Genomic DNA, 18,353 nt, shown 5'->3' with positions numbered 1-18,353 from the left:
AAAGCCCCTGAGCATGCTCGGCACGCTACGCAAGATTGTCCAGGAAGTGAATGCCGCCCCAGACCTGAAGGCGGCATTGGGCATCATTGTGCTGAGGGTCAAGGAGGCCATGGGCAGCCAGGTCTGCTCGGTCTATCTGCTCGATCCCGAGTCCGGGCGCTTCGTCCTGATGGCCACCGAGGGCTTGAACAAGCGGGCCATCGGCAAGGTCAGCATGGCGCCCAACGAAGGTCTGGTCGGTCTGGTCAGTACCCGCGAGGAGCCGCTCAACCTGGAGCATGCCTCGGAACACCCGCGCTACCGCTACTTCGCCGAGACCGGTGAGGAGCGCTATGCCTCCTTCCTCGGTGCGCCGATCATCCACCACCGCCGTGTCATGGGCGTGTTGGTCATCCAGCAGAAGGAGCGTCGCCAGTTCGACGAGGGTGAGGAGGCCTTCCTCGTCACCATGAGTGCGCAACTGGCAGGCGTGATCGCACACGCCGAGGCGACCGGTTCGATCCGAGGCCTCGGGCGTGAAGGCAAGGGCATCCAGGAGACGCGTTTCCTGGGTATCGCCGGTGCGCCGGGGGCCGCTATCGGTACGGCGCTGGTGGTATTGCCACCGGCTGACCTGGACGTGGTGCCGGACAAGTCGGTGGAGAATATCGACGCCGAGCTGGCCCTGTTCTCCGCCGCGCTCGATGCCGTACGCGCTGACATGCGTGCATTGTCCGAGCGCCTGGCCGGGCAGATGCGCAAGGAAGAGCGGGCGCTGTTCGATGTCTACCTGATGATGCTCGACGACTCCGCGCTGGCGGGCGAGGTGGTCAAGGTCATCCGCACCGGCCAGTGGGCGCAGGGCGCCCTGCGTCGGGTGGTGAGCGGGCACGTCAGGCGTTTTGAATTGATGGACGACGCCTACCTGCGCGAGCGGGCATCCGATGTGCGGGATATCGGCCGGCGTCTGCTGGCGTACCTGCAACAGGCTCACCAGCAGACCCTGACCTACCCCGACAACACCATCCTGGTCAGCGAGGAACTGACGCCGGCCATGCTCGGCGAAGTGCCAGAAGGCAAGCTGGCCGGCATGGTTTCGGTGTTGGGATCGAGCAACTCGCACGTGGCCATCCTGGCGCGGGCCATGGGTATTCCCACGGTGATGGGGGCGGTCGACCTGCCGTATTCCAAGGTCGATGGCATCGACTTGATCATCGACGGTACCCGTGGCGAGATCATCACCAACCCCGGCAAGGTGCTACGCAAGAAATATGCGACGGTCATCGAGCAGGACCGCGAGCTGGCGCGTGGCCTGGATGTGCTGCGCGAGCTGCCTTGCGAGACCACCGATGGCCAGCGTATCCCGCTGTGGGTCAACACCGGTCTGCTGGCCGATGTGGTGCGGGCGCAGGAGCGGGGCGCCGAAGGCGTCGGCCTGTATCGCACGGAAGTGCCCTTCATGATCAAGGAGCGCTTCCCCAGCGAGAAGGAGCAACTGGCGATCTATCGCGAGCAGTTGCAGGCCTTCCATCCTTTGCCGGTGACCATGCGCAGCCTGGATATCGGGGGCGACAAGGCCCTGCCGTACTTCCCCATCCAGGAGGAAAACCCCTTCCTCGGCTGGCGCGGTATCCGCGTGACCCTGGATCATCCGGAGATCTTCCTGTTGCAGACGCGGGCCATGCTCAAGTCCAGCGAGGGTCTCAACAACCTGCGCATCCTGCTGCCGATGATTTCCGGTACGCGCGAGCTGGAAGAGGCGCTGCACCTGATCCAGCGCGCCTGGAACGAAGTGCGTGACGAAGGCACCGATGTGCGCATGCCGCCCATCGGCGTAATGATCGAAGTGCCGGCGGCGGTCTACCAGACGCGCGAGCTGGCGCGCATGGTGGATTTCATCTCGGTCGGCTCCAACGACCTGACGCAATACCTGCTGGCGGTGGATCGCAACAACCCACGGGTCGCCGACCTGTACGACTACCTGCACCCGGCGGTGCTGGAGGCGTTGCAGCGGGTGGTCACCGATGCGCATGCCGAAGGCCGTCCGGTGAGCATCTGTGGCGAAATGGCCGGCGATCCGGCGGCGGCATTGCTGCTGCTGGCGATGGGCTTCGACAGCCTGTCGATGAACGCCACCAACCTGCCCAGGGTCAAGTGGATGGTGCGTCAGGTCAGCTCCCAGGTGGCTCGCGACCTGCTGGAGCAGGTCATGCAACTGGAAAGCCCGCAGGCGATACGCAGCCTGGTGCAGGAGACCCTGCGCGGCCTCGGTCTGGATCGTCTGATCAATCCGTCCGCTGCTGTCTGACTACTTGGTCATTGCATAAAGGGGATGGGGCTTGCGTCTTTTGCCCTCTCCCCGGCCCTCTCCCGCAAGCGGGAGAGGGGGTAGAAATATGCACCTATCTAGGTTGCATGCGATCTGACTATCTTTTCACGGCCCGTCCGCGTGCTTTTCGTTACCATGTGCGCTTGCGTCTGCCGCCCCATGGTGGCTGGCCAGTCGCCATTTGTTTTGCTTGCCTAGGAGAACTCAATGCTGCCTTACCCGCAGATCGATCCAGTCGCGCTGTCCCTGGGACCGCTGCAGATTCACTGGTATGGCCTGATGTACCTGGTCGGCATCGGAGGCGCCTGGTTCCTGGCTGCGCGGCGGTTGCAGGCATTCGATCCGAGCTGGAGCCGGGAGAAGCTTTCCGATCTGGTGTTCTGGGTCGCCATGGGCGTGATCGTCGGCGGGCGTCTCGGCTATGTACTGTTCTACGACCTGAGCGCCTACCTGAACGACCCCAGCCTGATCCTGCAGGTGTGGAAGGGCGGCATGTCCTTCCATGGCGGTTTGCTGGGCGTGCTGCTGTGCACCTGGATCTTCGCCAAACGCAACGGCAAGGGTTTCTTCCAACTGATGGACTTCATCGCGCCGCTGGTGCCCATTGGCCTGGGTGCCGGGCGTATCGGCAACTTCATCAATGCCGAGCTCTGGGGCAAGGCCAGCGATGTGTCCTGGGCCATGGTGTTCCCGACCGATCCGCAGCAGTTGGCGCGCCATCCCTCGCAGCTCTACCAGTTCGCGCTGGAGGGCGTCGCGCTGTTCGCCATCCTCTGGTTCTACTCGCGCAAGCCGCGTCCGACGATGGCGGTGTCCGGCCTGTTTGGTGTCTGCTACGGGGTTTTCCGCTTTATCGTGGAGTTCGTGCGGGTGCCGGATGCCCAGCTCGGCTACCTGGCCTGGAACTGGCTGACCATGGGGCAAGTGCTGTGCCTGCCGATGATCCTGGGCGGGCTGGCGTTGATGATCTACGCCTATCGCCGTGATGCGGCCCTGGGAGGTGCACGGTGAAGCAGTATCTCGACCTGATGCGCCATGTGCGCGAGCATGGCACCTTCAAGAGCGACCGCACCGGCACCGGCACCTACAGCGTGTTCGGCCACCAGATGCGCTTCGACCTGGCCGACGGTTTTCCCCTGGTGACGACCAAGAAGTGCCACTTGCGCTCAATCATCCACGAACTGCTGTGGTTCCTGCAGGGCGACACCAATATCAAGTACCTGAAGGACAATGGCGTACGGATCTGGGACGAGTGGGCCGATGAGAGCGGCGACCTCGGGCCGGTCTACGGTTACCAGTGGCGTAGCTGGCCGGCGCCGAACGGCGAGTCCATCGACCAGATCGGTAAACTGATCGAAATGATCCGCAGCAATCCGGATTCGCGCCGTCTGATCGTCTCGGCCTGGAACCCGGCGCTGGTCGAACAGATGGCGCTGCCGCCCTGCCATGCGCTGTTCCAGTTCTATGTGGCGGACGGGCGCATCAGTTGCCAGCTCTACCAGCGTTCGGCGGATATCTTCCTCGGCGTGCCGTTCAACATCGCCAGCTACGCCTTGCTGACCATGATGGTGGCGCAGGTGTGCGGGTTGCAGCCGGGCGAGTTCATCTGGACCGGGGGCGATTGTCATCTGTATGCCAACCACCTGGAGCAGGCTGACCTGCAGCTGTCGCGCGAGCCGCTGCCGCTGCCGCGCATGCGCTTGAACCCGTCTGTCGGTGAGTTGCTGGATTTTCGTTTCGAGGACTTCGAGTTGCTCGACTATCAGGCGCACCCGCATATTCCGGCGCCTGTCGCGGTCTGAGACTGACCCTGTGCCTGTACTGGCCAGGTACAGCCTGGTCAGTACTTTGGTCGCTCACGCGCACCGTCATCGTTGTGTCATAGTTCTCGCGTAGGATAGGACGACGGGATATTACGGGAGTAAGTCGCATGCGCCGGGTGGTGTTCAATCAGAAGGGTGGTGTCGGCAAGTCCAGCATTACCTGCAACCTGGCGGCTGTCAGCGCCTCCCAGGGCTATCGCACATTGCTGGTGGACCTGGATGCACAAGCCAACTCCACGCACTACCTGACCGGGTTGACGGGCAACGATATTCCCGTGGGGATCGCGGATTTCTTCAAGCTGATCCTCTCTTCCAGTCCGGCGGCCAAGAAGGCGCGCCCGACCATTCATGAAACCGCCATCGAAAACCTGCACCTGATCACCGCCTCGCCGGAATTGGCCGACCTGCAGCCCAAGCTCGAGGCCAAACACAAGATCAACAAGCTGCGCAAACTGCTCGAAGGCCTCTCTGAGGAGTACGAGCGCATCTATATCGATACGCCGCCAGCGCTGAATTTCTACACGGTTTCCGCCTTGATCGCGGCGGATCGCTGCCTGATACCCTTCGACTGCGACACCTTCTCCCGGCAGGCACTGTACGGGCTGCTGGAGGAGATCGAGGAGATCAAGGAAGACCACAACGAAGACCTTCAAGTCGAAGGCATCGTGGTCAATCAGTTCCAGCCGCGTGCGGCGTTGCCGCAGCAGATGATCGACGAGCTGGTGGCCGAGGGCCTGCCGGTGTTGCCGGTGCACCTCATGAGTTCGGTGCGCATGCGTGAGTCGCACCAGGCCTGCATGCCGCTGGTGGTGTTCGATCCGAAGCACAAGCTGACCCAGCAGTTCGTCGAGCTGCACGACCTGCTGGAAGAGGCTTCCTGAGGTTCAGCTTTCGCTCGCGGTTTCGCTTGGCGACAAGGCGGCGGCTTCGACGCTGTCGTCCGGCTTGCGGAAGACGTAGAACAGATTGGGTTCACTGACCACATAGATTGCACCATCGCTACCCATGGCCACCCCTTCCGCCTGGGGGATGGAGTTTTTCAGGCCGTGCTGGCCCATCAGCAGCGACAGGGTGCCGAGCGGCTTGCCCTGGCGGTCCAGTTCCAGCAAGACCCGCGATTCGTCCGACAGGGCCAGCAGGTGCCCGGTGCGTTCGATGAACTGCAGGCTGGAAAGGTCGCGCATCAGCAGGCGGCGGTCGCGCATATCGTCCAGCTCCAGGCTCAGCGCGTCATGGAAGGGGCCGCCCGCGTACCCCTGCACTTCGATGATGCGCATCGGGTCGCGCTCCTGACCGACGAACAGACGCTTGCCGGCGATATCGTAGGCCAGTCCCTCGAAGCCTTTGTTGCCGACGTTGCCGTCGCTCAGGTCGAGCATCGGCAGGCGGGAGACATCCAGCTTCAGGGTGTCGTCCTCAAGCGTGACCTTGACCAGCTTCTGACGACGCTCATCGGCGATCACATAGCGGTTCGGCCCGACGTACTCGACCGCTTCGGGGTCTTCCAGGCCGTCCAGGGGAATGCGCCGCAGCACGTCTCCGTACAGCGAGAGCTCGATCAGTTCGGGATTGCGGTTGGTGACGGTGAACAGGCTGTTGCGGTCCGGGTCGAAGGTCAGCGCCGAGACCTGGTCGATGCCTTCCAGGTGGTGGCCTTCGATGACCACCCGATAGTCCGCCAGACGGATGGAGTCTTCCGCCAGCGGCGCGATGCTCTGGCGTGCGCCCAGCCACACGCGTTCGAAGGCGCGGTGCTGCTGCCCCATGTAGATCCCGGCGGTCGCCAGGGCAGTGACCACGGCCAGCAAGCCCACACGTACAACGGTAAAACGCATGTTCCAGGCACTCCCGTACAGATAGGCGGCCAGCATAGTACGGGAAGATGAACCCAGTCTTAATGGATTTCGTTATCGACTTGGTTCACCGGAGAAAGGCGTGCTGCCTGGGGCGGCCTGGCTGCAATGTGCTCTGCCAGGCCGCCCCAGGCCATTGCTGTCAGCGAGCCTGGGTTTCCACGCGCGAGTGGCCGACCAGTTCCAGCACGATATGATCGCCGGATTGCAGTGGGCCGACGCCAGCGGGTGTGCCGGTGGAGATCACGTCACCCGGTTGCAGGCTGAAATGGCCGGCGATGTGCTGGACCAGTGCGAGGATCGGGTTGAGCATGTCGCGGCTGTTGCCGTCCTGGCGCACTTCGCCGTTGATGCTCAGACGGATGCCGATGTCGTTCAGATCGTCGATGGCGTCGCCAGAGACGAAAGGTGCCAGCACATAGGCGCCGTCGAAGGATTTCGCCAGCTCCCAGGGATAGCCCTTTTCCTTCAGGTTGGCCTGGACGTCGCGCAGGGTCAGGTCGAGGGAGGGGGCGAAGCCGGAAATGGCATCCAGCACTTCTTCGGCAGAGGGTTTGTGCGACAACGGCTTGCCGATCAATACGGCGATTTCCGCTTCGTAGTGGACGGTGCCGCGATCCTGCGGAATGGCGAAGCCGCCTTCGCTGCCCACGGTGCAACTGCCTGGCTTGATGAACAGCAGGGGTTCGCTCGGAACCGGGTTGTTCAACTCCTTGGCATGCTCGGCGTAGTTGCGGCCCACGCAGACCACCTTGCCCAGAGGGTAGTGGATCGGTGTGCCATCGACGTACTGGTGCTGGTAGCTCATCTGCGGATCTCCACGGTGGCGGTTTCTTATACGGCAAATATCTTGCCGGGGTTCATGATGCCGTTCGGGTCGAAGGTGGTCTTGATCGCCTTCATGTAGGCGATCTCGGCTTCGGAGCGGCTGTAGCCCAGGTAGTCGCGCTTGGTCATGCCGACGCCGTGCTCGGCGGAAATCGAGCCGTTGTACTTCTGCACGGTCTCGAAGACCCATTTGTTGACCTTGGCGCAACGGGCGAAGAAGGTGTCCTTGTCCAGGTCATCGGGCTTGAGGATGTTCAGGTGCAGGTTGCCGTCGCCGATGTGACCGAACCAGACCACTTCCAGATCAGGGTAGTTTTCCTCGACGATGGCGTCGATATCGCTCAGGAAGGCCGGGACTTTCGAGACTGTGACCGAGATGTCGTTCTTGTAGGGCGTCCAGTGCGAGATGGTCTCGGAGATGTACTCGCGCAGCTTCCACAGGTTCTGCAATTGTTGCTCGCTCTGGCTCATCACGCCGTCGAGCACCCAACCCTGCTCCACGCAATGCTCGAACAGTGCGAGGGCGTTTTCCGCGATTTCCTCGCTGGTGGCTTCGAACTCCAGCAGGGCATAGAAGGGGCATTCGCTTTCGAACGGCGCCGGTACGTCGCCGCGCGCCAGGACCTTGGCCAGCGCCTTGTCGGAGAAGAACTCGAAGGCGGTCAGGTCCAGCTTGCCCTGGAAAGCGTGCAGCACCGGCATGATCGACTCGAAGTCGGCGGTGCCGAGCACCATTGCGGTCAGGTTCTTCGGCTGGCGCTCCAGGCGCATGGTGGCCTCGACCACGAAGCCCAGGGTGCCTTCGGCACCGATGAAGAGCTGGCGCAGGTCGTAGCCGGTGGCGTTCTTGATCAGGTCCTTGTTCAGCTCCAGTACGTCGCCCTTGCCGGTGACGACTTTCAGGCCGGCGACCCAGTTACGGGTCATGCCGTAGCGAATGACCTTGATTCCGCCGGCATTGGTGCCGATGTTCCCGCCAATCTGGCTGGAGCCCGCAGACGCGAAGTCCACCGGGTAATACAGCCCCTGTTCCTCGGCGTAGTGCTGCAGCTGCGCGGTTACCACGCCCGGCTGGCAGACCACGGTGCGGTCGTAGGGGTTGAAGTCGAGAATCCGGTTCATGTAGTCGAAGGACACCACGACCTCGCCGTTGGCCGCCACGGCCGCCGCCGACAGACCGGTCCGGCCGCCCGAGGGCACCAGTGCGACCTTGTGTGCGTTGGCCCAGCGGACGATGGCCTGTACCTGCTCGATGGTGCGCGGGAACACGATGGCGCTGGGAGCAGGTGCGAAATGCTTGGTCCAGTCCTTGCCATAGGTTTCCAGGTCGGCGGCATCTGTCAGCACCTTGCCTGGGTCGACCAGGGTTCTCAGCTCATCGATCAGGGCAGCATCGGTCATCGGCGGAACTCTCATGAAATTCATTGTCACCCTGAGCAGGCTTCAGCTCGGGGATGGGGCGTTTCGGGGGCGCGTATGCTAGCATACGCGCCCTCTTGACACGTGCCCGGCAGACTTCCCGACACCGTATGCATTCGGTCCGGCCAGCCTTCGCTGAACACTTCTGTTTCTTCGGCCCAAAGGTTTCATGCAGATGAGCAAGACTTCTCTCGACAAGAGCAAGATCAAATTCCTTCTTCTCGAAGGTGTCCACCAGAATGCCCTGGACACGCTGAAGGCTGCTGGCTACAGCAATATCGAGTACCTCAAGACCGCCCTCTCCGGCGATGAGCTCAAGGAAAAGATCGCCGATGCGCACTTCATCGGTATTCGCTCGCGCACCCAACTGACCGAGGAAGTCTTCGAGTGTGCCAAGAAGCTGGTCGCTGTTGGCTGCTTCTGCATCGGTACCAACCAGGTCAACCTGAGCGCCGCCCGCGAGCGTGGGATCGCCGTGTTCAATGCACCTTATTCCAATACCCGCTCGGTGGCGGAACTGGTGCTGGCCGAGGCCATCCTGCTGCTGCGCGGCATTCCGGAGAAGAATGCTTCCTGCCATCGCGGTGGCTGGATCAAGTCGGCGGCCAACTCGTTCGAGATCCGTGGCAAGAAGCTGGGGATCGTCGGCTACGGCTCCATCGGCACCCAGTTGTCGGTGCTGGCCGAAGCGCTGGGGATGCAGGTGTTCTTCTATGACGTCGTCACCAAACTGCCGCTGGGCAATGCGCAGCAGATCGGTAGCCTGCACGAGTTGCTGGGCCTGTGCGACATCGTTTCCCTGCATGTGCCGGAGCTGCCATCCACCCAGTGGATGATCGGCGAAAAGGAAATCCGTGCCATGAAGCAGGGTGGCATCCTGATCAACGCCGCGCGCGGCACTGTGGTCGAACTGGATCACCTGGCCGATGCGATCAAGGAAGAGCGCCTGATCGGCGCCGCCATCGATGTCTTCCCGGTCGAGCCGAAGTCCAATGACGAAGAGTTCGTCAGCCCGCTGCGAGGCCTGGATCGTGTGATCCTGACGCCGCACATCGGTGGTTCGACCGCCGAAGCTCAGGCCAACATCGGCCTGGAAGTGGCCGAGAAACTGGTCAAGTACAGCGACAACGGCACTTCGGTTTCCTCGGTCAATTTCCCTGAAGTGGCCTTGCCGTCGCACCAGGGCAAGCACCGCCTGCTGCATATCCACCGCAACATCCCGGGTGTGATGAGCGAGATCAACAAGGTCTTCGCGGATAACGGCATCAACATTTCCGGGCAGTTCCTGCAGACCAGCGAGTCGGTCGGCTATGTGGTGATCGATGTCGATGCCGCCTACTCCGATCTGGCCCTGGAGAAACTGCAGCAGGTCAACGGCACCATCCGTAGCCGCGTACTGTTCTGATCGACCGTCCGCGCCATGACGCAAGGGAGGCTTCGGCCTCCCTTCGTCGTTTCTGGTCGAGGGCCAGGTCGCGCGGGCTCCGGCCTGTATCTTTGCCCATGAGCGAGGGCACGACACCATGAGCGCGCTGCTGGGACTGTTCCTTTCCGCCTTCATTGCCGCGACCCTGCTGCCGTTGCAGTCGGAGACCGTGCTGGTCGCGCTGCTGTTGGGCGGGAATTTCTCGCCATGGACGCTGCTGGCCGTGGCCACCCTGGGCAATGTGCTGGGCTCGTGTGTCAACTGGGCGTTGGGGCGGTCGGTCGAGCGCTGGCGGCAGCGGCGCTGGTTTCCCGCCAGCGAGCAGCAACTGGAACGTGCGCGGCGGGCCTATCGGCGTTACGGGCGCTGGTCCCTGCTGCTGAGCTGGATGCCGGTGATCGGCGATCCCCTGACGCTGGTGGCGGGTGTGCTGCGCGAGCCCTGGTGGAGCTTCCTGCTGCTGGTCACCCTGGCCAAGGGGCTGCGTTACCTGGTGCTGGTGGCGGCGACCCTGGGTTGGCAAGGCTGGGGAATGTGACAGTTCTTGTCCTGGAGCAAAACGCTATCATGCAGGATTCTTAAGATAGCCCGCTCTGATCGTTTCCAGCGGGGCAAGGAGATCTGCATGTTTACCCCAGGCCAACTCACCCTCCAGTACCTGCCATTGCTGCCAGGCGAGGTCGCTTACGATCTCGCGTTGGCGTATGAGGTTCGTCGGGACGCGCACGGTGAAACCGTCGTGCATTTCGATATGTCTGGGGAAATCGCCGGCAAGCGTTTCCAGGAGACCTTCGAGTTGCCGCGCGACCTGGCCTACAACTTCGCCAGCAACGCCACGCGCATCGCCATCAAGCACGGCCTGCCGCACTCGGCGGTGCACCCGGTCCGTTCGCACCGCCAGTACGACCTGATGTTCGCCGACCTCCGGCAGAAGCTGAATGCGCAGCCGGGCGAGCCGATCCGTCTGCAATACCTCTGAGATACGTCATGCAGGGTGCGCGAGGCACACCCTGCATGATCCTCAGAATGCGATGCTGGTGGACAGGCTGAGCGTCCGTGGCGCACCGAGGGAGAAGGCGCTCCATTGGGAGACGCCGGACCAGTAGTTGCGATTGAACGCGTTCTGCAGGTTGGCGCGGAAGGTCACCTGCTGGTCGCCGATGTCCGTGACGTAGCGGGCGCCGAAGTCGAAGCGGGTCCAGGCTGGCAGGTGGGCCGAGTTCGCCTGGTCGATGTACTGCTTGCCGACATGGATGATGCCTGCGGTCGGGGTGAAGCCGGCCAGCCAGGGCGTATCCCATTCCACGCCGAGCTTGGCCTGCAGCCTCGGCGCGCCGACGGCCTGGTTGCCTTCGTTGGCCGTATTGCCGGTTCTGGTCAGTTCGGCATCCAGCAGTGTCACGCCACTCAACAGCCGCAGTCCGGCGCTGGCCTCGCCTTGCACGTTCAGCTCGATACCGCGATTGCGCTGTTCGGCGCCGGCGCGGTAGACCGTACCGTCGAGCTGGCCGCTGGGCTTGGTGATCTGGAAGGCGCTGATGCTGGCGTTCAGGTTGCGGTAGTCGACCTTGAAACCGACCTCGTACTGCTCGGACTCGTAGGGTGCCAGGGTCTCGCCCGCGTTGCTTGCCGTGGAAGGGGCCACGTCACCTTTGCTCAGGCCTTCGATGTAGCTGGCATAGAGCATGGTGTTGGGCGTTGGGCGGAAGATCAGGCCGGCCGAGGGCGTCAGCGCCCGGTCGCTGTAGGGCGTGCCGCGCACCCGGGTCACGCGGTCCCAGTTGTCCGAAGTGACGCGTTGCTGGCGCAGACCGAGTATCAGTTGTACCCGCTCGTCGAGGACGGACAGGGTGTCGGCCAGGGCGACGCCGGACAGTTCGGTCTCCGAGACCCGTGGTGCGGAGCCGGCCGAGGCGGGCGTTTGTTCCGGGTAGTAGACCGGGTCGTAGATATTGCTCTGCAGGGTGACGCCATTGTTCAGGCTCAGGTAGTTGGTGACCTGGAACTGGCTGGCCTGCACCGAGAGTTCGTGCTTGATCGCCGCAGTGTCGAAGCGGGTGCGAAAGCCCAGGCTGGCGGTATCGCGTTCGACCTCGAAGCGGGCGTCGCGCTGGGTCGAGCTGATGTCTCCGGCGGCGTTGGTGATCGACAGCAACTGGTCGTAGGAACGGTCCACACGGGAGAAGCCGTTGCCGACGTTGGCGAAGACTTCGAAATCATCGTGCAACTGGTATTCCATGCCCAGCAGCAGCGAGCGGTCGTCCATCTCCGACCAGCCCCACTTCTGCGTCGGGTTGGTTTCCCCGTCAGGCGCGCCCGGCACCTTGAGGCCGCTGGCCAGGCTGTAGACCCGCGAGGGCGCGTCCCATTTCTCGTTCTGCACGATGGCATCCAGTGTCGCCGTCAGGCGTTCGCCACGGTAGTCGAGCGCCAGGGAGCCGACCGACAGTTCGCGGTGCTGGTTGTCGATGCCGGTGTCGCCCTGTTCATGGGCCGCGTTCACGCGGATGCCGAAGCGCTTGTCGGCACCGAAGCGCTGGCCGACGTCGATGTGCCCGCCCACCGAGGATTCGCCGCTGTAGCTGCCGGTCAGCTCCAGCAGGCCGGCATCGGGCGCACGTTTGGGCACGATGTTGATCACGCCGCCCACGCCGCTGTCGGGGGACATGCCGTAGAGCAGGCCGCTGGCGCCCTTGAACACTTCGATGCGCTCGGCGTACTGGGTGAAGACACGGTAGTTGGGCGCCACGCCATAGACGCCGTCGAAGGTCATTTCCCCGACATTGCCCTCGGCATAGGGGAAGCCGCGCACCGCGTAGGAGTCGACCATGCCGCCGGTCTGGCTGATCGACACCGAGGCGTCATAAGCCAGCGCGTCGGCGACGGTGACTGCGCGCTGGTTCTTCAGGAAGCGCTCGGTGTAGCTGGAGATGCTGAACGGCAGGTCCATGGTGTCCTTGTTGCCCAGCAGGCCGGCCCGGCCGCCACGTGCCTGCAAGCCACCCGGCAGTTCGTCGACCAGGGCGGAGGCATTGGGCGCGAGGCCGGTGATGCTGGTCGTGCCCAGGTCCAGCGAACCGCTGCCGGGCGTCACCAGTACGTAGCGGCGTTCCCCGGTCTTCTGCACCTGCAGGTCGCTGCCTTGCAGGAGATGGGCGAACCCCTGCTCCAGGCTGTAGTTGCCATGCAGTCCGTTGGACTGCTGGTTGCCGGTCTGTTCGGAGCCGAAGGTAAGCATCACCCCGCTGGCGGCGGCGAACTGGCTGAGCACGGTGCCCAGTGGGCCGGCCGGAATGTCGTAGTGGCTGGTTTCGCTCTGGGCCTGGGCCGGCAGGGCGCCCAGCAGTGCCGGCCCGCCCAGGCTCAGGGCCAGTGCGGCCAGGCGGATGGCGCGAAGCAGAGGGGTGGTTTGCATCATGGAATGGGGCTCCTTCGGAGATGAGTCTGGGTGGCGCTCAGGCCGTGGACCCATGGAGAGCCGAACGAGAATTGAAATCTGTTACCCCTGGAGCAGAAAAATTTTCAGCCGCCCGGCAACGCCTCGATCCGCGCCCAATAGCGCGAGAAGCGCCGCACCTCGACCGGCAGCGAAGCTTGCAGATTGGCCAGCACGGCATCGCTGTCGTCGAGCAGGAAGGCCCCGGAAACCCGCAGCCCGGCGACTGCTTCGGCACAGCCGAGATAGCCTGGGCGGTAGCGCGACAGTTCCTCGATGAAATCCCCCAGGCGCCAGTCGATCACCACCAGCAGGCCACGGGTCCAGGCCGAGGCATCGTCGGGAGCAGCCTGCAAGGTGCCGAGGCGTTCAGCGCTGAAGGTCATCTGCTGGCCCGCTTCCAGCCGCTGTACCTGCCCGGGTGCCAGCCTTGGCCGTACCTCGACGGCGTGCTGCTCGACCGCGACCCGGGTCAGTCCATCCTGCTGGCGCACGCTGAAACGGGTGCCGAGCGCCAGTGTCTCGCCTTGTGCGGTCTGGACCTTGAAGGGGCGCGGGTCGTGAGCGGTTTCGACGAAGATTTCCCCGGCGAGCAGATGCACCAGGCGCTGGCCCGCGTCGAAGCGGATATTCACTCGGGTCTCGGTGTTGAGTTCGAGCCGGCTGCCGTCGGCGAGGGTCAGGCTCAGGCGCTGACCGACGGCGGTGGAATGGTCGACGCTCAGCGGCGACAGGCGGTAACCCTGCCAGCCAAGGGTGCCGAGCCCGGCGAACAGCGCCAGCCCCTTGAGCAGGCTGCGCCGCCGTTGCCCGGCCTGTTCGAGGGCGGGCAGGGCCAGCTCGGCAGGCACGCCGTGCATGCGCCGTTGCAGGCGCTCCAGGCGTTGCCAGGCTTCGGCGTGGCGTGGGTCGGCTTCCAGCCAGGTTTGCCAGGCGGCCTGGTCGGTGGCATCGGCCTGACTGTCATGCAGGCGCACGTGCCATTCGACCGCCTGCCCCAGCGCGTTGCGCATCAGGCGTCGTCCAGCAGCAGGCAATGCATCAGGGCGCGGGCCAGGTGCTTGCGCACTGTGCTGACCGAAACCCCCAGGCGTTCGGCCGTGCGCTCGTAGCTCAGGCCTTCCAGTTGCACGGCAAGGAAGATGCCACGGGTGCGTGCCCCCAGCCCGTCTAGCATATGGTCGATGGCGACCAGGGTGTCGAGCAGCACGACACGCTCTTCGGCCGAGATGGCATGGTGTTCCGGGTGGCTGGCCAGGGCTTCCAGGTAAGCCTGTTGCAGATGGCGGCGGCGGTAATGATCGATGACCAGGCCCCGGGCGATGGTCGCCAGGTAATGGCGCGGTTCGCGCAGGGCTTCGCCGCTGCGGGAGGACAATACGCGCAGGAAGGTGTCCTGGGCCAGGTCGGCGGCATCTTCGGAGTCGTTCAGGCGTCGCCGCAACCAGCCTTTCAGCCAGGGATGGTGCTCGCTGTAGAGTTTGTCCACGCTGTCGGGTGCTGGCTTTTCAGTCGGATGGGCGGTATGCACGTCTTGCTCCGGCGCTGGCCAGTGATGCGAATGTCTCTCAGTCTATGTTGTGGCGAGGACGGTTTTCAAGGCATCCGCCGGAGCAGGCGGTCGTCGCAGGAGCGGCCTTGGCCGTGAAGGCTCTGCCGGGGCGTTCATTGGCAAGCCCGCTCTGCGTCCGGATAGGGAGGTGTGGGCGATCAGAGGCCGCTCTGTGCCTTGACCGCGTCTTCGTGCAGGGACTCGTTCAGTTGATCCACGACGATCGCCCAGGCGGCATCGCTCTTGATCTGCTCGCCGAGGAACTGGCGCTGGGCATCGTTCCAGTAGGGGGCCTCGGTAATGCTGATGTCCGTGGACAGCTGGTGGGTCTTGATGAATTGCGCAATGGCCGCCTCGTCGGCCTCCAGGCCGAGTTGCAGGAACAGATTGGTCATGCGCGGGATGGCGTTGCTCATGGGTTACCTCCGGTCGGTGTTCGAATACTCCATGGATGGTCCATTCAATACCACAATAGGTTCCATCCTTCACCTTTCCACGGGCCTTCCAGCCACGCGGAGTCCTTTGGTGCATCACAACCGCGACGACCCGAAAGGCGGTCGAAAAAAAAAGGGTGGACTCCGGCTGGAGGCCACCCCAAAAGGCAGATGACAACGTGCTAGATGGCCGGGCCCATCACATATTCCGGCAGGAAGGTGGCGATATCCGGGAACAGGCACATGATGAAGATCGCCAGTGCCATCACCAGGACGTACGGCAGTGCGCCCCAGAGGATTTCCCGGGTCGGGATGTTCGGTGCGATACCGTTGATGACGAACAGGTTCAGGCCCACCGGCGGCGTGATCAGGCCGATCTCCATGTTGATGGTCAGGATCACCGCGAACCAGTAGGGGTCGAAGCCGGCCTGGGTGACGATGGGGAACAGCAGCGGTGCGGTCATCACGATCACGGCGACCGGCGGCAGGAACAGCCCGGCGACCAGCAGGAACACGTTGATCAGGCCCATCAGTACCCAGCGGTTCACTTCCAGGCTGGCGATCACCTCGGCCACCGACTGGGTGATGTACAGCGAGGACAGGGCGAAGGCGAAGAGCTCCGCCGAGGCCATGATCATCATGATCATGATGCTTTCACGCATGCCTGCACCGAAGATGCCGCTCAGGCTGCGCACCTTGAACAGGCGGTAGACCAGCACCACCACCACCAGCGTCATCATGGCACCCGCGCCGGCTGCTTCCGACGGCGTGGCGACGCCGCCATAGAGCACATAGAGAATGGCGATGATGATCAGGATCAGTGGCAGCACTTTGGGCAGTACCGACAGCTTGTCCCGCAGGCTGTAGTAGACGCCGGTGCCGCTGAACTTGAAGCCCTTGCGCTTGGCGTCGATCACCGCCCAGCACATGAACATGACGGTCAGCATCAGACCGGGCATTACACCGGCCAGGAACAGGCGGCCGATGGAGGTCTCGGTGGCGATACCGTAGACAATCATGGTCACCGATGGCGGCAGCAGGATGCCCAGGGTGCCGCCAGCGGCGATTGAGCCGGTGGCCACCGAGGCCGGGTAGCCACGGTTGATCATCTCCGGGATACCCATCTTGCCGATGGCGGCACAGGTCGCCGGGCTGGAGCCGGTCATGCCGGAGAACACCGCGCAGGCGCCGATGTTGGACAGCACCAGGCCACCGGGGATTTTGTACATCCAGCGGTCGAGGGCGCGATAGAGGTCGGCCCCGGCCGGTGTGCCGGCGACGAAGGCGCCCATCAGCACGAACATCGGGATGGAAACGAAAGCCAGGTTGCCGATACCGGCGAACATGGTCTCGGCGACGATGCCGATGACGTCGAAGCCCATCGCCAGGAATAGGCCGCCCATGGCCGCGAGGCCGAGGGCGAAGGCGATAGGCATGCCTGTACCGAGGAACAGAAGCAGGGCGGTGATCAGCAATATGCCAGCCATGGTTGGGCTCATAGTGCTTCTCCTCTTGTTTTGATCAGCTTGAGGATTTCCACCAGGTACTGCAGGCACAGCAGGCAGAAACCCGCCGCCATGGGAGCAGCCGGTATCCACAGTGGAATCGCGGCGATGGTCGGAGTGGTCCAGCCACCTTCCCAGGCCTCATGGACGTAGATGAGACTGCTGATGCTCATCAGCACGCAGAACAGTATTCCCAGCAGTGAACCGACCAGCTTCAGCCAGCGGCGGCTATTGCTGGAAAGCATCAGCTCCAGCACATCGACACCCACATGGCCTTTTTTCATCAGCACATACGGTGCGCCGATGAAGATCGCCGCAGTGGCCGCGAACACCACCACCTCTGTCTGCCAGATGGTGGGGGCCTTGAAGACATAGCGCATGAAGATCATCTGGCACATGACGGCCATTGCCGTGATCAGCAGGATGACCGCGCTGACGCCACCCACGCGAGAGAGCGTCTCGATGGCGAGAATGAAGCGTCTGGACATAGGAACTCCTTGAAACCTTGTCACCCTGTGGGGGTGCTATAGGGAGCGGGCAGGACCGGTGTGGAGGCGGCCCCGCCCTGGCAATCATTGAACCGCGAGGGCCTTGTCCAGCAGTTCCTTGCCACCTTTGACACGTTCGGAGAACACCTTGTAGGCGGAGTTGCGGGCGATCTCCATCCAGGCGTCATGCTGCTCCTTGCTCAGCGTGACCACCTCAACGCCAGCCTTGGTGAAAATATCCTTCATGCGCTGCTCGCCTTTGGGACCCTCTTCGGCGAAATAAGCCTCGGCCTTGCGGGCACCACGCAGCAGGGCCTCCTGCTGTGCCTCGTTGAGGCGTTCGAAGGATTTCTTGGAGATCAGCACCGGCTCGTACATGAACCACAGGGCGTTATCTCCCGGGGCGGTCATGCACTTGACCTGCTCGTACAGGCGGTAGGACACGAAGCTGTCGTTGGAGGTGTTGGCGGCGTCCAGTACGCCCGTCTGCATCCCGGTGTAGATTTCCGAGGACGGCATCGAGGAGATCGACGCGCCGGCGCTGGCCAGCATCTGCTCGAAGGCCGGACCGGCGGCGCGGATCACCTGGCCCTTGATGGTTTCAGGGTCAGTGATGCAACTGCTCTTTGAGGCGAAGCCACCGGCCAGCCAGGCGTCGGCCAGGATGATCGCGCCATTCTTTTCGGCAATGGCGTGGATTTCCTTGATGAAGTCGGACTGGTTGAGGCGCTGGGCGTGCTCGTAGTTGTGCACCAGGCCCGGCATCAGGGTGGCGGAGAACTGCGGTACGCGGCCCGAGGCGTAGTCCAGCGGCAGGGCGGTCATGTCGAGCTGGCCGCGCGTCATCGCGCCCCACTGCTCGTTGGCCTTGTACAGCGAGGACGCGGGGAATATCTGCAGTTTCAGGCCGACGTTGGCCTCTTCCACTTCGCGGGCAATGATCTGCACCATTTCATCACGGGGGTCGCCGGAATTACCGGGGAACTGGTGCGAAACGCGCAGGGTGGTCTGGGCGAGCGTGGTGGCGCTGGCGGCAAGCAGCATGGCTGCTGCGGAGTAACGGAGCAGAGGGTGCATGGGCATTCTCCTGGGTAGACACATCAGAACCGCGCCAGGCGGTTCATAGTTGTTTTTATTAACGGGTCACCGGGTATTTCTTGTTATTGCACGAGCAAGAGCGGCCGGGCTGAGTCTCACGTTGGCCACTGTTCCTGGTTCATCGCTGGCCCGCTCAAGCGCGGGCCATGTTGTCGTTTCCTCTCTCTGGTGGGTGTGGAACGC

General features: G+C 63.3%; 17 protein-coding genes. 7 read left to right on the top strand and 10 right to left on the bottom strand.

Annotation, left to right across the window (positions count from 1 at the left end; translation table 11 throughout):
* Window positions 1–13: 13 nt before the first annotated feature.
* The 4 genes from ptsP to HW090_RS09045 all read left to right on the top strand — a co-directional run bounded on the left by ptsP (window position 14) and on the right by HW090_RS09045 (window position 5,012).
* Window positions 14–2,287, top strand: a complete 2,274-nt coding sequence (gene ptsP / locus HW090_RS09060; RefSeq protein WP_179113215.1) for a phosphoenolpyruvate--protein phosphotransferase — start codon at window positions 14–16, stop codon at window positions 2,285–2,287.
* 228 nt (window positions 2,288–2,515) lie between these two features.
* Window positions 2,516–3,319, top strand: a complete 804-nt coding sequence (gene lgt / locus HW090_RS09055; RefSeq protein ID WP_179113214.1) for a prolipoprotein diacylglyceryl transferase — start codon at window positions 2,516–2,518, stop codon at window positions 3,317–3,319.
* Window positions 3,316–4,110 carry a thymidylate synthase gene (locus HW090_RS09050; protein WP_179113213.1) on the top strand — a complete coding sequence of 265 codons (795 nt, stop codon included), beginning with the start codon at window positions 3,316–3,318 and terminating at the stop codon, window positions 4,108–4,110. The genes lgt and HW090_RS09050 overlap by 4 nt, the downstream gene beginning before the upstream one ends.
* Window positions 4,111–4,238: 128 nt before the next feature.
* The gene (locus HW090_RS09045; protein ID WP_179113212.1) at window positions 4,239–5,012 is read left to right on the top strand and encodes a ParA family protein; all 774 of its coding nucleotides are present in this window, start codon (window positions 4,239–4,241) and stop codon (window positions 5,010–5,012) included.
* A gap of 3 nt (window positions 5,013–5,015) precedes the next feature.
* Here the strand turns inward: HW090_RS09045 and HW090_RS09040 are convergent, their stop codons facing one another.
* The 3 genes from HW090_RS09040 to HW090_RS09030 all read right to left on the bottom strand — a co-directional run bounded on the left by HW090_RS09040 (window position 5,016) and on the right by HW090_RS09030 (window position 8,213).
* Window positions 5,016–5,966 carry an SdiA-regulated domain-containing protein gene (locus tag HW090_RS09040; protein ID WP_179113211.1) on the bottom strand — a complete coding sequence of 317 codons (951 nt, stop codon included), beginning with the start codon at window positions 5,964–5,966 and terminating at the stop codon, window positions 5,016–5,018.
* Window positions 5,967–6,126: 160 nt separating this feature from the next.
* Window positions 6,127–6,792: a fumarylacetoacetate hydrolase family protein gene (locus HW090_RS09035; protein WP_179113210.1), complete on the bottom strand. Its 666-nt coding sequence runs from the start codon at window positions 6,790–6,792 to the stop codon at window positions 6,127–6,129.
* Window positions 6,793–6,818: 26 nt separating this feature from the next.
* Window positions 6,819–8,213 (bottom strand): FAD-binding oxidoreductase, encoded by a 1,395-nt coding sequence (locus tag HW090_RS09030; RefSeq protein WP_179113209.1) that lies wholly within the window; start codon window positions 8,211–8,213, stop codon window positions 6,819–6,821.
* A 193-nt stretch (window positions 8,214–8,406) separates the two neighbouring features.
* Here HW090_RS09030 and serA point away from each other — a divergent pair, with 193 nt between their 5' ends.
* From serA to HW090_RS09015, 3 genes are all read left to right on the top strand, one after another.
* Window positions 8,407–9,636, top strand: a complete 1,230-nt coding sequence (serA, locus tag HW090_RS09025; protein ID WP_179113208.1) for a phosphoglycerate dehydrogenase — start codon at window positions 8,407–8,409, stop codon at window positions 9,634–9,636.
* 118 nt (window positions 9,637–9,754) lie between these two features.
* Complete coding sequence (locus tag HW090_RS09020) at window positions 9,755–10,195, top strand: YqaA family protein (RefSeq protein WP_179113207.1); 441 nt, start codon at window positions 9,755–9,757, stop codon at window positions 10,193–10,195.
* An 87-nt stretch (window positions 10,196–10,282) separates the two neighbouring features.
* Entirely contained in the window at window positions 10,283–10,636 is a 354-nt protein-coding gene (locus HW090_RS09015; RefSeq protein ID WP_179113206.1) for a DUF5064 family protein, read from the top strand.
* Window positions 10,637–10,678: 42 nt separating this feature from the next.
* Here the strand turns inward: HW090_RS09015 and HW090_RS09010 are convergent, their stop codons facing one another.
* The 7 genes from HW090_RS09010 to dctP form a co-directional block, all read right to left on the bottom strand.
* Window positions 10,679–13,075 (bottom strand): TonB-dependent receptor, encoded by a 2,397-nt coding sequence (locus HW090_RS09010; RefSeq protein ID WP_179113205.1) that lies wholly within the window; start codon window positions 13,073–13,075, stop codon window positions 10,679–10,681.
* Between the two features lie 104 nt (window positions 13,076–13,179).
* Entirely contained in the window at window positions 13,180–14,106 is a 927-nt protein-coding gene (locus HW090_RS09005; RefSeq protein WP_179113204.1) for a FecR domain-containing protein, read from the bottom strand.
* The gene (locus HW090_RS09000) at window positions 14,106–14,624 is read right to left on the bottom strand and encodes a sigma-70 family RNA polymerase sigma factor (RefSeq protein WP_179113203.1); all 519 of its coding nucleotides are present in this window, start codon (window positions 14,622–14,624) and stop codon (window positions 14,106–14,108) included. The genes HW090_RS09005 and HW090_RS09000 overlap by 1 nt, the downstream gene beginning before the upstream one ends.
* 179 nt (window positions 14,625–14,803) lie before the next feature.
* The gene (locus HW090_RS08995) at window positions 14,804–15,061 is read right to left on the bottom strand and encodes a DUF2789 domain-containing protein (RefSeq protein WP_179113202.1); all 258 of its coding nucleotides are present in this window, start codon (window positions 15,059–15,061) and stop codon (window positions 14,804–14,806) included.
* A 200-nt stretch (window positions 15,062–15,261) separates the two neighbouring features.
* On the bottom strand, window positions 15,262–16,566 hold the full coding sequence (locus tag HW090_RS08990) for a TRAP transporter large permease (RefSeq protein WP_256930636.1): 1,305 nt from the start codon (window positions 16,564–16,566) through the stop codon (window positions 15,262–15,264).
* Window positions 16,567–16,574: 8 nt separating this feature from the next.
* Entirely contained in the window at window positions 16,575–17,072 is a 498-nt protein-coding gene (locus tag HW090_RS08985) for a TRAP transporter small permease subunit (RefSeq protein WP_179113200.1), read from the bottom strand.
* A gap of 84 nt (window positions 17,073–17,156) precedes the next feature.
* Window positions 17,157–18,149 (bottom strand): TRAP transporter substrate-binding protein DctP, encoded by a 993-nt coding sequence (dctP, locus tag HW090_RS08980; protein ID WP_179113199.1) that lies wholly within the window; start codon window positions 18,147–18,149, stop codon window positions 17,157–17,159.
* Between the last annotated feature and the right edge of the window lie 204 nt (window positions 18,150–18,353).

Source organism: Pseudomonas sp. ABC1, from assembly GCF_013395055.1.
Taxonomy (GTDB): domain Bacteria; phylum Pseudomonadota; class Gammaproteobacteria; order Pseudomonadales; family Pseudomonadaceae; genus Stutzerimonas.
This window is presented reverse-complemented; position numbering and strand designations above follow the sequence as displayed.

Excerpts from the sequence above, each read along its gene's own strand:
- dctP (WP_179113199.1), bottom strand. The coding sequence starts at position 18,149 with ATGCACCCTCTGCTCCGTTACTCCGCAGCAGCCATGCTGCTTGCCGCC.
- HW090_RS09030 (WP_179113209.1), bottom strand. The coding sequence starts at position 8,213 with ATGACCGATGCTGCCCTGATCGATGAGCTGAGAACCCTGGTCGACCCA.
- HW090_RS09045 (WP_179113212.1), top strand. The coding sequence starts at position 4,239 with ATGCGCCGGGTGGTGTTCAATCAGAAGGGTGGTGTCGGCAAGTCCAGC.
- HW090_RS08985 (WP_179113200.1), bottom strand. The coding sequence starts at position 17,072 with ATGTCCAGACGCTTCATTCTCGCCATCGAGACGCTCTCTCGCGTGGGT.
- serA (WP_179113208.1), top strand. The coding sequence starts at position 8,407 with ATGAGCAAGACTTCTCTCGACAAGAGCAAGATCAAATTCCTTCTTCTC.
- lgt (WP_179113214.1), top strand. The coding sequence starts at position 2,516 with ATGCTGCCTTACCCGCAGATCGATCCAGTCGCGCTGTCCCTGGGACCG.
- HW090_RS09020 (WP_179113207.1), top strand. The coding sequence starts at position 9,755 with ATGAGCGCGCTGCTGGGACTGTTCCTTTCCGCCTTCATTGCCGCGACC.
- HW090_RS09010 (WP_179113205.1), bottom strand. The coding sequence starts at position 13,075 with ATGATGCAAACCACCCCTCTGCTTCGCGCCATCCGCCTGGCCGCACTG.
- HW090_RS08990 (WP_256930636.1), bottom strand. The coding sequence starts at position 16,566 with ATGGCTGGCATATTGCTGATCACCGCCCTGCTTCTGTTCCTCGGTACA.
- HW090_RS09035 (WP_179113210.1), bottom strand. The coding sequence starts at position 6,792 with ATGAGCTACCAGCACCAGTACGTCGATGGCACACCGATCCACTACCCT.
- HW090_RS09005 (WP_179113204.1), bottom strand. The coding sequence starts at position 14,106 with ATGCGCAACGCGCTGGGGCAGGCGGTCGAATGGCACGTGCGCCTGCAT.
- HW090_RS08995 (WP_179113202.1), bottom strand. The coding sequence starts at position 15,061 with ATGAGCAACGCCATCCCGCGCATGACCAATCTGTTCCTGCAACTCGGC.
- HW090_RS09040 (WP_179113211.1), bottom strand. The coding sequence starts at position 5,966 with ATGCGTTTTACCGTTGTACGTGTGGGCTTGCTGGCCGTGGTCACTGCC.
- HW090_RS09015 (WP_179113206.1), top strand. The coding sequence starts at position 10,283 with ATGTTTACCCCAGGCCAACTCACCCTCCAGTACCTGCCATTGCTGCCA.
- ptsP (WP_179113215.1), top strand. The coding sequence starts at position 14 with ATGCTCGGCACGCTACGCAAGATTGTCCAGGAAGTGAATGCCGCCCCA.